At 48.1% G+C, this 13,720-nt stretch carries 18 protein-coding genes; all 18 read right to left on the reverse strand.

Annotated elements, in window-relative coordinates:
• Positions 1-199: 199 nt before the first annotated feature.
• The gene (locus tag AC1S8V_RS19385) at positions 200-1,105 is read right to left on the reverse strand and encodes a polyprenyl synthetase family protein (RefSeq protein ID WP_482070379.1); all 906 of its coding nucleotides are present in this window, start codon (positions 1,103-1,105) and stop codon (positions 200-202) included.
• Positions 1,098-1,355, reverse strand: a complete 258-nt coding sequence (gene xseB, locus AC1S8V_RS19390; RefSeq protein WP_017687599.1) for an exodeoxyribonuclease VII small subunit — start codon at positions 1,353-1,355, stop codon at positions 1,098-1,100. Before xseB ends, AC1S8V_RS19385 begins: the two co-directional genes overlap by 8 nt.
• Positions 1,345-2,709: an exodeoxyribonuclease VII large subunit gene (xseA, locus tag AC1S8V_RS19395; RefSeq protein WP_482070380.1), complete on the reverse strand. Its 1,365-nt coding sequence runs from the start codon at positions 2,707-2,709 to the stop codon at positions 1,345-1,347. The genes xseB and xseA overlap by 11 nt, the downstream gene beginning before the upstream one ends.
• 9 nt (positions 2,710-2,718) lie before the next feature.
• On the reverse strand, positions 2,719-3,576 hold the full coding sequence (gene folD, locus AC1S8V_RS19400; protein WP_482070381.1) for a bifunctional methylenetetrahydrofolate dehydrogenase/methenyltetrahydrofolate cyclohydrolase FolD: 858 nt from the start codon (positions 3,574-3,576) through the stop codon (positions 2,719-2,721).
• Positions 3,577-3,620: 44 nt separating this feature from the next.
• Complete coding sequence (nusB, locus tag AC1S8V_RS19405; protein ID WP_215075908.1) at positions 3,621-4,076, reverse strand: transcription antitermination factor NusB; 456 nt, start codon at positions 4,074-4,076, stop codon at positions 3,621-3,623.
• A 221-nt stretch (positions 4,077-4,297) separates the two neighbouring features.
• Complete coding sequence (locus AC1S8V_RS19410) at positions 4,298-4,531, reverse strand: DUF2273 domain-containing protein (RefSeq protein WP_105409209.1); 234 nt, start codon at positions 4,529-4,531, stop codon at positions 4,298-4,300.
• A gap of 14 nt (positions 4,532-4,545) precedes the next feature.
• Entirely contained in the window at positions 4,546-5,085 is a 540-nt protein-coding gene (gene amaP, locus AC1S8V_RS19415) for an alkaline shock response membrane anchor protein AmaP (RefSeq protein WP_482070382.1), read from the reverse strand.
• Positions 5,086-5,231: 146 nt separating this feature from the next.
• The gene (locus AC1S8V_RS19420) at positions 5,232-5,642 is read right to left on the reverse strand and encodes an Asp23/Gls24 family envelope stress response protein (RefSeq protein ID WP_017687593.1); all 411 of its coding nucleotides are present in this window, start codon (positions 5,640-5,642) and stop codon (positions 5,232-5,234) included.
• A gap of 217 nt (positions 5,643-5,859) precedes the next feature.
• A complete protein-coding gene (accC, locus tag AC1S8V_RS19425) occupies positions 5,860-7,203 on the reverse strand; it encodes an acetyl-CoA carboxylase biotin carboxylase subunit (RefSeq protein WP_482070383.1) in 1,344 nt (447 codons plus the stop codon).
• Positions 7,204-7,258: 55 nt separating this feature from the next.
• A complete protein-coding gene (gene accB / locus AC1S8V_RS19430) occupies positions 7,259-7,723 on the reverse strand; it encodes an acetyl-CoA carboxylase biotin carboxyl carrier protein (protein WP_076251231.1) in 465 nt (154 codons plus the stop codon).
• A 139-nt stretch (positions 7,724-7,862) separates the two neighbouring features.
• A complete protein-coding gene (locus tag AC1S8V_RS19435) occupies positions 7,863-8,693 on the reverse strand; it encodes a SpoIIIAH-like family protein (RefSeq protein ID WP_482070384.1) in 831 nt (276 codons plus the stop codon).
• Positions 8,694-8,759: 66 nt separating this feature from the next.
• Positions 8,760-9,398, reverse strand: a complete 639-nt coding sequence (gene spoIIIAG, locus AC1S8V_RS19440) for a stage III sporulation protein AG (RefSeq protein WP_482070385.1) — start codon at positions 9,396-9,398, stop codon at positions 8,760-8,762.
• Between the two features lie 15 nt (positions 9,399-9,413).
• Positions 9,414-10,244 carry a stage III sporulation protein AF gene (gene spoIIIAF / locus AC1S8V_RS19445; protein ID WP_482070386.1) on the reverse strand — a complete coding sequence of 277 codons (831 nt, stop codon included), beginning with the start codon at positions 10,242-10,244 and terminating at the stop codon, positions 9,414-9,416.
• A 30-nt stretch (positions 10,245-10,274) separates the two neighbouring features.
• Positions 10,275-11,465 (reverse strand): stage III sporulation protein AE, encoded by a 1,191-nt coding sequence (gene spoIIIAE, locus AC1S8V_RS19450; protein ID WP_482070387.1) that lies wholly within the window; start codon positions 11,463-11,465, stop codon positions 10,275-10,277.
• 20 nt (positions 11,466-11,485) lie between these two features.
• Entirely contained in the window at positions 11,486-11,875 is a 390-nt protein-coding gene (gene spoIIIAD, locus AC1S8V_RS19455) for a stage III sporulation protein AD (protein WP_017687586.1), read from the reverse strand.
• Between the two features lie 32 nt (positions 11,876-11,907).
• Positions 11,908-12,111: a stage III sporulation protein AC gene (spoIIIAC, locus tag AC1S8V_RS19460; protein ID WP_017687585.1), complete on the reverse strand. Its 204-nt coding sequence runs from the start codon at positions 12,109-12,111 to the stop codon at positions 11,908-11,910.
• 29 nt (positions 12,112-12,140) lie between these two features.
• Positions 12,141-12,659: a stage III sporulation protein SpoIIIAB gene (gene spoIIIAB / locus AC1S8V_RS19465; protein WP_145322639.1), complete on the reverse strand. Its 519-nt coding sequence runs from the start codon at positions 12,657-12,659 to the stop codon at positions 12,141-12,143.
• Positions 12,652-13,656: a stage III sporulation protein AA gene (gene spoIIIAA / locus AC1S8V_RS19470; protein ID WP_482070388.1), complete on the reverse strand. Its 1,005-nt coding sequence runs from the start codon at positions 13,654-13,656 to the stop codon at positions 12,652-12,654. The genes spoIIIAB and spoIIIAA overlap by 8 nt, the downstream gene beginning before the upstream one ends.
• Positions 13,657-13,720: the final 64 nt, after the last annotated feature.

A 13,720-nucleotide genomic window follows, 5' to 3' on the forward strand; every position in this document is an offset into this window, starting at 1 on the left:
AATCAAATGACATTAAATCATTATAACATAAAAGAACAAGAATCATAATTTACTGCACTATACTCCCGATAACGAGCATTCTCGCCAGCAAGTTATTTTAGAATTCTTCTCCATATGTATTCCCGCAGCCACTCGGAAAAAGAACATTACCTTTATTACACTGTTATACAGGTTATGAAACAGCGTGCTCTTTCCGAATCTAATGGTCTCGACTCATCAGATAATCTGCAATTTCCAGCAATCTGGATGCATCAGGTAACTCGGCTCTTTCAAGTGCATCTTTTGCAGAGTGGGTTAGGGATCTCACCTCATCTACAGAAGCCTCCATGCCAATAAAATAAGGATACGTAACCTTCTGCTGATTCACATCACTTTGTGTTTGCTTGCCCATCTTTTGCTCGTCGCCCGTCAGGTCGAGAATATCATCCTGAATCTGGAACGCCAGCCCCAGATCACGGCCAAACACACGCAAGGCTTCCAATTGTCCTTCCGTTGCTCCACCGATTCGTGCTCCAGCAATGAGGGAGAAAACAATCAGATCACCCGTTTTGTGCAAATGAATATATTGGAGCTGTGCAAGATCGGTCATCCCTTGTTCGCCTTCCATATCGGCAACTTGGCCGCCGACCATGCCTCTTGCTCCAGCAAGTTCGGACATGTCCTCTACGATGGACAGCAATGCATCTGCCGCCACACCACTACGGCGTCCAGCTTGAACAATACTATAAAAAGCATGGGTTAACAGCGCATCACCTGCCAATATGGCTGTTGCTTCACCATATACCTTATGATTCGTTAATTTTCCCCTGCGGTAATCATCATTATCCATTGCAGGCAGGTCGTCGTGGATCAGCGAATAGGTGTGAACCATCTCCACGGCGCAGGCTACCGGCATAGCAGCTTTACGCTGTGCACCGAAGGCTTCCGCCGCAGCAACGACCAGAAGAGGACGAAGGCGTTTGCCTCCGGCCATAAGTGAATACTGCATCGCATCCTTCAGCGATTGAGGTACATCCCAATGATCGGGAAGCGTGTGTTTCAACGCTTCTGTCACCTCAGCTGTGACTTCCTCAAGGTATGCTTGAAACGAAGGACGATTACTCATGGACTTCACCGCTCTCATCATCAGCAGTTCCGAATGGCTTCTTGCGAAGCTCTCCATCTTCTTCTACGATCATCTCGATCTTGCGTTCCACTTGTTCCAGCTTCAGACCGCAAAGTTGCGAAAGTTTCATCCCGCGCTGAAACAGATCGATGGCTTGTTCCAACGGAACATCACCATGCTCAAGCTGACCTACGATGTCTTCCAATGCCGCCATTGCTTCTTCAAAATTCAATTCCGGTTCATTCGCCATGGGTATTGTCGTCCTCCTTCATTCCCCAAACCTGACAGTCCAGCTGTCCGTCTGTTAATTTAATCTTAATCGAATCTCCAGGTTGTACATCCTTCATCGACTTGATCAATCGCTGTTCCTGCTCGTCATAGACGAGGCTATATCCACGTGACATGACTTTAAGCGGGCTAAGCGCATCCAGATGTCGCACAGATGACTTCCACTGTTGCTGCTTCGATCTGGTTATGGATCTGATCGCAAGTTCCAGTTGTCTGCGTGCTGCCGCGTTTTCACGGCGTGCTGCATTGACCTGATCACGAGGATTGAACCGTTGCAGCGCGGCCCGAAGACGTTCCTGCTTCTCTCCCGTCCATCTCATACGTGTATCCACTGTTCTCAAAAGCCGTTGATGCATCATATCCAGACGTTCCGTGTGCTGCATCAAGGTACGTCTTGGATGAACAAGCACCGGCGAACGTTGTAATCTCGCGAGCCGTTCACGATTATGTACAGCACGCTGACGCAAGCTGTGCTGTAACTGGCGCTGACGTTGTCCGATCTGATCGAGTAACTCAGCTCGATTAGGTACAGCCAGTTCAGCAGCTGCTGTAGGTGTAGCCGCACGCAAATCGGCCGCAAAATCGGCAATGGTAAAGTCCGTTTCGTGTCCAACCGCGGAAATGACAGGAATATCCGAAGCGACAATCGCTCTTGCCACAATCTCCTCATTAAAGGCCCACAACTCCTCCAGTGAACCGCCTCCGCGTCCAACAATAAGTACATCCGCTTCTCCCATGCGGTTCAGGTTACCAATCGCTTTAACAATGGAAGGTGCTGCACCTTTGCCCTGGACCAGAACAGGATATAAAACGACTTTGGCAGAAGGGTATCTGCGCTGGAGTGTGATCATAATGTCCCGCACCGCCGCTCCCGTCGGTGAAGTTACAACCCCGATCGTCTGTGGGTAACGAGGGATCTCTCTTTTTCGCGAAGGTGAAAACAATCCTTCTTCCTCCAGCTTTTTCTTCAGCTGTTCGTAAGCCAGATACAGACTTCCAATTCCGTCCGGTTGCATATGGGTAGCATAGAATTGATACTGCCCATCCCTTTCATACACCGAAACATTACCACGGGCAATAACCCTTGCACCCTCCTTCGGTACAAAGGGTAATCGCTGGTTATGGGACGCAAACATAATTGACTTAATCCGGCTGTCCTTGTCCTTCAATGTAAAATACATGTGGCCGCTGGAATGATGTGTGAAATTCGAAATCTCCCCGCGTAACCAGACGTCCGACAGGACCTGATCCGATTCCAGTTTCATTCGAATGTATCGGTTCAGATCTTTGATGGAGTAGATCTTTTGATCTGCCACAGACAGAACCTAGGCCAATCCGTGAGCGCGTTTGGCAGCGATCAATGTATTCTGCATCAGCATCGTAATTGTCATTGGACCAACACCACCAGGAACGGGTGTAATTGGACCAGATACTTCTTTCACGCTCTCGAAATCAACGTCTCCTGCCAGTTTGCCATTCTCCAAACGGTTCATGCCAACATCGATAACAACAGCACCTGGTTTCACAAAATCAGCATCCACAAAATTGGCACGGCCGATAGCTACAACCAAAATATCCGCCTGACGTGTAATTTCTTTCATGTTGGCGGTACGGGAATGACACATCGTTACCGTCGCATTCTCACGTTGGAGCAACAGCGATACCGGTTTGCCGACAATGTTGCTTCTTCCGATGACTACCGCATGTTTACCGGACATTTCCAATCCAGTACGCTTAATCAGTTCGATTACACCCGCAGGGGTACATGGAAGCAGACTATCGTCTCCAATTACGAGATTACCCACATTAACTGGATGGAATCCGTCTACGTCTTTATCCACGGCAATTGCATCAATGACCGCTTTCTCTTCGATATGTTTCGGCAGTGGGAGTTGAACCAAAATTCCGTTAATGGATTGCTGATTGTTCAGCTTGTCCACCAGCGCGAGCAGATCTTCTTGGGATGTGTCTGCATCCAAGCGATGCACTTCGGAGTAGAAACCGAGGTCGTGACATGCTTTTTCTTTATTACGCACATATACTTGGGATGCCGGATCTTCACCGACGAGCACAACAGCCAGACCAGGTACTACCCCCTGTTCGCTAAGCTGTTTTACTTCTGCTGTCATGCTTGCGCGGATCTCTTGGGATACTTCTTTACCGTTAATAATAGATGCTGTCATTGTACTCTCTCCCTTATGTGAATATAAATTAAATAACAAGCGAACTAAGAAGACAATTTTGCTTTAATGGCGTCAACTTCCTGAATCATGCGTCCAAGTACACCATTGACGAACTTGCCGGATTCTTCTGTACCAAAATATTTGGACAGTTCAATTGCTTCATTGACCGATACCTTGGCCGGAATGTCATCACGGAACACCATTTCATACGTAGATAGTCGTAGAATCTGGCGATCTACACGTGACAGACGGCTGATCTGCCAACCTTTCAAATAATCCACGAGCAAACCGTCAATCGCTTCCTTATTGTTCCAGGCTCCCTGTACCATCTCAGTAACATAGGTACGCATTACATCTGCATCGCGGATGACCACTTCGGTTTCATTATCTTCAGCGGCTTCATTGATCAACATGTTCACAGCTTCCGCTGCACCTACCTCATTCATTTCCATCTGATACAGACTTTGTACTGCAATTTCCCTTGCCAAACGTCTTTTCATGTCCTGCCTCCTGCAGCGCTCCGTCTGGAGCGTCATCATGCTTATTTTAAAATCATGCAAACATCTCATCATATCCTGTATCGGAAAGATGGATGGCTTCCATGGTATTGTTATTGTTATCCCTTTTCACAAAAAAACCTGCAATACGTTTCCTCCAAAAAACGGGCAACCTAAACTACAGCTCTATTTTCGGAAGAAACATATTGCAGGGTTCAGGCAGGTCACTTAAACGGACGCCAGCGATCGCCAAGCCATTGTCTCCACTCCCTCCAGGGAATGGACGAACCCAGCTTCGAATCGCTTCGTCTGCCTAACGTATAACCGATGAACACCAAGAGTGCAAAGAACAACATATCCCAAAAACCGATCCATACATAAAGAAATCCAAAAAAGATGCCGCCGATGATTCCGGTAATTCGGCCTCTGTGACTATCCCAAATCTCTTTCCACAGCATCAGTGAAACTCACCTCATTCCACTCGACTCTTGTAGTTAGGCGACTGGGTTACATTAGCGATATACACCGTGACAAAAGAAACCGGGATGCCCGTAATCTCTTGTACATGATCATGTATCGCCTTTTGCAGATCAGAAGTCAGCGCAGGAATAGGTGTCTCGCCATCCACTACCGCACGGATCATAATCTCCAGTCCTGACTCAACCACGCGTATGCGTGCCTTGACATCACGTACTCCCCGGAAGCGGGAAGTTGCCTTCAAACAGAGATTCTCAATCGTCTCCATCGAAATCTGTACATCACCAAACTCAGTACGTTGATCCACAGACGGCAACGATGCACGCTCACGCCGAACCGAGATGTAGAAAAATCGCAAACTCAGGATAAACAAAATCGCTGCTGCAACAACCGACGCAACAATAACGTTTTGTTCCTGCTGATAATTCAATTCGTAAGGCAGCACACCGCTGATCAGAAGAATGACAGCTGCCGATATTGCTCCAACGCTTATGCTGTATATAAACAACAGAAGCCGATCCAGTATTTTAGCCACGAACTGCACAGCCTCCCTTGCTCACTAACATTACTTAACCTGTCCACTAGCAAAAATCAGATCGTCATCTAGCTTTCGCTATAATGAAGACCTGTCCAAGACGGGGATAACCCCCGGCAGAAGATGCCGGGGGAATCTGTCTTCTTTTATTTTACGCGCTGACTGTTCAGGTCGATCTCTTCCACTTTCTCGGTGCTCTTGAACTGAACGTCATGAATGTGCACATTCACTTCATTCACATTCAAGCCTGTCATGTTCTCGATGGAACGTTTCACGTTCTGTTGAATCTCTGTAGCCACTTGTGGCAGACGGTATCCGTACTCGATAATTACGGAAACATCAACTGCAGCTTCACGTTGGCCCACTTCAACTTTAACGCCTTTGGAAAGGTTTTTGCGACCAAGCAATTCAGCAAATCCGCCAGCGAATCCGCCGCTCATGCCTGCAACACCTTTCACTTCAAGCGTTGCCAATCCAGCAATCACTTCAATAACTTCAGGTGCGATCTGGATTTCACCGATATCCGTTCGTTCAAATTCAGTCGGTAGTGTACTCATAACTGTTCAACACACCTTTCGCGAGATAAGTTTGCGGCCATCCGTCAGGGCGCTGGACTCAGGTTAATCAACCTTCAGAACCCTTCCGGTCCGGCTTTACCGGAACTCCTGCAAACATCCGCGAGATGCGGGCTTATCCTTTGCAGGAGACATGCGCTCTTATTATTCATACTATATCATTTGGGCTACATTATGACAAACAAGCCCAATATACCTTTTAAATCTCGTTTTCCTCAAGAAATTTGATATCAAAGTCACCACGAATGAACGTCGGGTGCTCCAGCAATTTCTGATGGAAAGGAATGGTTGTCGATATGCCTTCAATCGCAAATTCCCCAAGCGCACGTTTCATCTTGGCAATCGCCTCTTCACGATTCGCTCCCCACACAATCAATTTTGCGATCATGGAGTCATAGAAAGGTGAAATGGTATAACCCGGATAAGCAGCACTATCTACACGAACGCCAGGTCCTCCCGGTGCAAGGTAGAATCCGATTTTGCCTGGTGATGGCATAAAGTTACGGTCCGGATCTTCTGCATTGATACGACATTCAATGGACCAGCCATTGATAACCACGTCTTCCTGACGGAATGAAAGTGGGTTGCCTTCAGCTACCGAGATCATCTCACGGATCAGATCCACGCCAGTAACCATCTCAGTTACCGGGTGCTCTACCTGAATACGCGTATTCATCTCCATGAAATAGAACTCGCCATTCGGGCTGAGCAAGAACTCCAATGTACCCGCTCCCGAGTAATCCACAGCAAGGGCTGCCCGCACCGCAGCTTCACCCATCAGTGTACGCACATCTTCGGAGAGAATCGGACACGGAGCTTCTTCTACCAATTTCTGGCGACGACGCTGAACCGAGCAATCACGCTCTCCCAAATGTGCTGCATTTCCGTGTTTATCGGCGATGATCTGAATTTCCACGTGTTTCATGCCTGTCAGGAATTTCTCCAGATATACACCTGCATTGCCAAATGCCTTTTGTGCTTCCTGCTGAGCAGCTGTAATCTGCTTAATCAGCGTTTCTTCATCTTCGGCAATACGAATTCCCTTACCACCGCCACCAGCAGTAGCTTTGATAATGATAGGATATCCGATATCTCTAGCAATCATGATGGCTTCATCCATATTTTCAACGAGGCCGTCTGATCCAGGAATAACAGGCACTCCTGCATCCTTCATCGTCTGTTTGGCAACAGCCTTGTCCCCCATTTTGGTAATGGCTTCAGGTGAAGGCCCGATGAATGTAATGTTGCAGGAACCACAGATTTCTGCAAAATCAGCATTCTCCGCCAAAAAACCATATCCAGGGTGGATTGCATCACATTCTGTGAGCGTAGCTACACTCATCAGGTTCGTGAAGTTCAGGTAACTGTCCTTGGCCAGTGTCGGTCCGATGCAGTAAGCCTCATCTGCAAGACGAACATGCAGAGAATCCTTATCCGCTTCCGAATAGACGGCTACCGTTGAGATGCCGATTTCGCGGCAGGCACGAATAATTCGTACCGCAATCTCTCCTCGGTTCGCAATCAGTATTTTTTGAAATTTCATTTCGTTTTGTCCTCCTTCGAAGCTCATGCGGTTAGCTGTTAACCAGCTATAACGGTTATTCCGGTTTCACCAGGAAAAGGGGCTGCCCATACTCGACCAGCTGTCCGTTCTCAACCAGCACTTCAACGATTTCTCCCTTGATGTCAGCATCAAGCTCGTTCATCAGCTTCATCGCTTCGATGATACATACCGTTGTTTTTTCAACAACTTTATCACCAGCGCTTACAAAAGGACCCGCTTCCGGCGAGGAAGCTCTGTAAAAAGTACCTACCATCGGAGATACAATTTTATGTAAATGACTTGTAGTATCGACCTGCGGTGCAGCTTCACTTACCACTGCTGCCGGCTGTACTTGCGGAGCAGCAATCATTTGCGGTTGCACAGCAGTTGCCTGAACATACTCCGTTTTGCCCGGTTTACGGATCGATAACCGTGATCCTTCATTTTCAATTTCCAACTCTTGAACGGAACTTTCATCTACCAGTTTGATCAGTTCTTTGATCTCACTCAATTTAAACATTTCCATTATTCACTCCTTCGGCATCATGCCAGTCTCACTAGGACGGTCATATGGCTTTATGTATTATATCATAATCGTTAAAAATGGAAAGAGCCCGAGAGTACAACCAGCTCCCGGGACTGTATTTCCATGATTTGGATTACTGTTCTGTAACGTATTGCACGCTGATTTTGTTTTGGGATACAGCCAATTCTTTCATGACCAGATCCACAATGGATACCGCCTGTTTTACGTCCAGTTTGTCACTGAGGACTACGACTTTATACTTGTCGGCATCTTCTTGAACGATCGCATTGGCGAACTGCTGGGAAAGTGTCTCCTCAATGCCTGTAATTTTGGCTTCTTTTTCTTCCAGTGTACGGAGTTGCTCCGTTGCTTTGGCATTCTCCTCTGGCGTTTTGCTCAGATCACCTGCCACGGTCATCAGTTCCTCATACTTGCGATTGTTGCTTTCCTCACGCTGCCACTGGTAGTTCTGGAACTGGCTGCTCGCAGATGCTGTCGTATTCTGCTCTTCCATTTCCTTGAGAACTTCCTCATCTGTCTTCGTTGCAGTGCCTCCTGCCTGACCGTCTGTCTCCGGTGTGGTTGCTGCCCCTTTATCCGTTTCTTTGTCGGTTTCTTTGCCTGCTTCACCCTTATTCTCGCCTGGTTCGACAGCAGGTGTTTTCTCTGTATTTCCAGTTTCTTTACCTTCTGTAGCCACCGGATCTTCAGCCGTGCCAGCTGCACTTGGATCACTTTCAACTTCGCCGCTATTCACCACTTCATTTACAACCAAACCTTCTGTAGGATCAAGAATGCCTGCCGTCTCTTTCGCTTCCCCTTGCTTGATTCCATCGACTTGCTGACTGTCAGCCACCGGTGCATTGACTGGACCAGAATCCTCAGTGAACAGGTAATACGCGGACAAAATGACCATCAGACTCAGCATGGAAACGAGCCATACCGTTTGACGTTTGTTATTCATTAGATCTTCCTCCTCAAATTGGCTTCAATCTTATGAGAATTGAATCTTGCGATTCATCACACCAGATTAGTCTTGTTTGCGCGGTACAACCGAGATCCGGTAGGCGGCCACATTCAGTCCTTTTTCCACAGCATCGGTTATCAGGTCCTTCACAACCTTGTTCTCTGCCCCCCTCGCAACCACAAGCACACCACGGATCTGCGGTTTGAGCTTTTTGGTCACTATCGGTGTCTGATCCCCTGATATTTCGTACGTAATAATCTCGCCATCGCGGGTATATTGCGTCATATGTCGCTTGCCCCCGTTAGCATCGGTTTCTTCGGTAAGTTGCTGAGAATCCTTCACGTTCCGCTGAACGACCAGTTCTTCTGTGGAATCCACGGTAACCATCACATCAACCGTTCCCACACCAACAATATTCTCCAGCACACCTTTGATTTTGTCTTCAAATGCAATTTCAATCGCCTGAAAAGGATTCTGTTCCGACGGATCACTCTGTATGGATGCCATGGATGTTGTCGGGTCCGGTGGTTCCCGACCGATATTTTCGGAATCAATTTTTTTGACATTGACGAAGGAATTGAACAGCATGATTCCCACCCCGATCAAACCCAGGATAATCAGCCAGCGGAAGGTTTGGCTCCGCCTTGCCCCACCCTCTCCGCCACCCATCCAGGTTTCCATCTTTTTGAACCATTGTTTCATCGGACACCCTCCTCCTCAGAGAACTTCAGCACTTTTCGGCTCTTTCACTTGGACTTTGTTCGCATCAACATCCCACTTTTCAGTCAACAATGTAATAATCTGCACCGCATGTTCGGACTTTGTGGATGTCTCACCTTGCTGCTTCGTCTCATCTGCCTGATCACGTATAACAGGATCGGAAGACGTTTCATTTCCATCACGCTGCCCTTTACTCACATCAATCTGTACATCAGGCACTTCAATCTGACCAATCTGGATGGGCTGCTGTATTGGAGATGATTCATCCTTCCGGGATTCTGTGTCTGTTCCGAATATGGGTTGTGTATTTGCAGCGACTTCTTGCTGCCTTACCTTCACTTCTCCTCCTGCATCCTCTCCTGCCATCTCGACCAACACACGCTGAATTACAGGCAGTTCGACAGATGAGGCAGCTTCCATCTCGGTTTCATATTTACTCATTGCCAGCTGTACCTCTACGGATCGAACTCTCGCTCCTGTTGTTTCTTCAATCTGGCCCTTCATGACATTAGCCAGTTCTTTCGCTGTCCATTGCAAGGATTGTTCCTGTTCGTTTGATTGCAGCCGCTTGCCCTGAGCCAAAATCTGTTCGAGTGTTGCATTCCCATCCGATGGAGCATCCATTGCCGACATTGCCCGTTTCAGTTCGCCAACCGGATCACTTTTGAGGAGCTTGGTTATGGGTGATAAAAGGGTCAGCAGGATGAGAAGGCTCAGCACAAGCTTGACATAACGTTCCATAGATCGATTGGGCAACAGCATATCCACAAAAGTCGCCAACAGAACGATCATAATCAATTCCTGGAGCCAGTTGCTCAGCCACCCCATCCTTTCCATCCCCTTTCTTGCCACATACATTCAGCGCATCATGACAGTCAGATTCCCTGCGGTCAGCAGGATGGTGATTGCCAGGAAAAACATCAACCCGACGGCTGCCAGTGCCGCAAATACGTATATCATGCTCTTGCCGATGGCCTGCAGGCATCCTACAATCGGGGTGTCTCCTAGCGGTTGCATAATGGCACCGGTAACGTTGTATATCAAGGCAAGAGCCAGGATCTTGAGTGCCGGAAAGGCACATAGAAACAGAATGATGATAACTCCAGTGAGTCCAATTGCATTTTTGACAAGTAAAGAAGCTGTAATTACCGTATCCGTCGCATCCGCAAATGTTCTGCCCACAACAGGCACAAAGTTGCCTGCGATGTATTTGGCGGCCTTCAAGCTGACTCCATCCGCTACGGAGCCCGATGCTCCCTGAACCGAAATTACGCCCAGAAACATCGTAAGCAGGATACCTAGCAGCGCCACACTAATATTGCGCAGGAGGTCTGCCAGATGCGTCAGCTTGTACTTGTCAGACAATGAACTGACGAGATGCAGAACAGCTGAGAAGAAGAGTAACGGGAATACTAGCATGTGAATCAATGTACTCACCAGATGGATCATGAAAATGATGAGTGGATGGGTCACGGAGACGGTGATGACGTTACCCATGGACGCGAGCAGTGTGAATAACAACGGAACCATCGCCATCATGAAGTTGATCATGCCGGTTATGGCATCCTTGGCGTATCCAATTGCCACACTGAAGCTATTGATCGCAATGATGATGATGACCATATAACAGATGGAATAGGCGATTTTGCTAATGTTACTTTTTTCAAAAGCGGTCTGAAGGGTCTCCAGAATCATGCTGAGTACGCTTAACATCACAATCGTGACCAGAAGCTTGCCATTATATAAAACTTCATGAAGCATGAAGGTTCCTATGGCTACAAACACCGATTTCAGGCTGAACCCTTCATTGCCGGGGATTAACATATCCATGAAGGAAGGGGTTTTCCCATCCGGGAAAAAACCACCGTATTGTTGCATCAGTTGATCCCAGTATTCCTCCACCTGATCCTTGGGAAGCTGATCGGCCTGCTGCTCCATCCACTCGCCGGAAGGCGAGCTTGCAGTAACCTGTCCCAGGATACCGAACAAAAAACAGAGGATCAGCACAACCGTAAGGCGCCACTGCGGCTTATGATGCATTGATTTCATATGAAGTCCGCACGCCCCTTCTACACCGGCATCAGCTTCATGACGGTTTCGATAATAATGCTGATGATCGGTATAGCAAGTACGAGGATCAATACCTTACCAGCCAGTTCGATCTTGGATGCAATGCTCTCCTGGCCTGCATCCCTGACAATCTGTGCGCCAAACTCAGCAATGTACGCTATGCCAATAATTTTCAGCACCGTTTTCAGATAAATACTTTCCATGCCTGAATTCTCGGCAAGCCGCTTCAACACTTCGATGACTGCACCGATCTTGCCAATCAACAACATGAAAATAACAATGCCGGTCGCGGCAGCAATCAGAAAGGCAAACATCGGTTTCTGTTCCTTAATGACCAGAATGAGTACTGTCGCGATGAGCGCCAAACCTACAACTTGGATAATTTCCACAGGTCACCACCATCCGGCTTCATGACCGTTTTTCATTGAAAAAGAAATATCGATTTGATCTCTTGTAGCAGGCTGTCCAGCATACGGACCACCATGAACAATACAACGACAAATCCGATTACGGTCACCCAGTGAGCCATATCTTCCTTTCCCATTTGTTTCAGTACCGTGTGAATCATGGCAATAATGATTCCGATACCCGCAATTTGAAAGATTGCGTTCACTTCTAGATTCATGACCTTGGCACCTCACTATCCCGGCTATTTCAGAAGATCAGAATGACGATTAACGCTCCGACAAGCATCCCGAGGCTTCGGCTCATTCGTTCATATTTCATTTGATCGGCCTGGGCACGGGATTCCTCATGCATTAGTTGTTGAATGGCTAACGATATATGTTTGGTCTGATCCTGACGGTCACTTGTGCCAAGGCTGAAGCTTAATTGCAGCATGACTTCCCGCTCGTCAGCCTTCATGGCCGATCTTCCCCACGCCAGATCCACGCCTGACTGAAGACTTTCCCGGGCAGTGAGTCCATGAGGAGGTTCCATCTGTGTGGCTGCATGAAGGAACAGCGTCTTTACAGGTTCTTTGGTCTGGGCTCCCATCTTGCCCATGGCATCGGGAAGGGGAGTGAGCCCATAGTTAATCTCCGTCATTAGTCGCTGGAGGGCTGCAATGAGTTCTCGCAATTGTCTCGGTCTTAATGCATACTGTCTGGCCTTGTAAAAGCCGGCGAGGGTGCTGGCTAACAGAATGATTACTGCACCAAGCATGTTAACCAAAGGCTTCACCTCCTGCCCCGGTCTGCTGCAACCCACGCATTTTGCCATCAGCCAGCCGAAATGTCATGCCCCGGCTCGTCCGTTGCAGCTGGACATAACGTTGAAACATCTGCTCCGTAATTAAGGTTCTGAGCGCGGGTCTGGCTGACAGCTCCGACAGTTCACGGCCATGAGCTGTCGCGATCACAGAGACTCCTGCATGCAGGGCTTCCATCACCGCCTCAGCATCCTCCGGACGACCGATTTCGTCCACAATCAGGACATCGGGCGACATGGAGCGAAGCATCATCATCATGCCCTCAGCCTTCGGACAACCGTCCATCACATCTGTTCGGGGACCTACGTCGAATCCAGGTACCCCTTTGTAACTACCAGCGATTTCGGACCTCTCATCCACAATGCCCACTTTCAGGCGCGGACGTATTCCCTGTACCAGTTCACTGCCCCCCGTAAGCTTTGTTCCGCTGCTAATTTGTCTTGCCAGATCTCGCAGCAACGTCGTTTTTCCTTGTTGAGGCGGTGAAAGGATCAACGTATGCAAGACCTGTCCGCTCTTCATATCGAGAAGATAAGGAAGGATACGGTCAGCCACTCCATGTACCTCACGTGCTACCCGAACGTTAAACCCGTTGATGTCACGCAGGTATTCGACACGTCCACCGCTTAGTACGGTTCGGCCAGCAAGTCCGATTCGATGTCCCCCAGGTATGGTGATGAACCCTTTGCGCAGTTCCTCTTCCAATGTATAAAGTGAATGGTTACTGATCAGGTCCAGCAGCCTGTGAGTCACCTCTTTCTGAGGAATATAAGCTTCATCAGGTTTTCCTGTCGGAACTCCTTGAGGTGTCAGGAAATGGTATGTGTTGCCTGCATTTATCTCCAGGGGTCTGCCTTCACGAATACGTACTTCCTCCACTTGTTCCAATAGAGCGGGTGGCATTCTTCCGAGAATGGTTCGGATCGGTTCCGGAAAAAGTTCCTTCCAGTTCACCTTCATGAGTAGGCTCCTCCAACCTTGAGATCATATGGTTCACGCTTCTGGCGCTTGTTCATATCTCAAG

Source organism: Paenibacillus sp. B46(2026) (assembly GCF_056786355.1).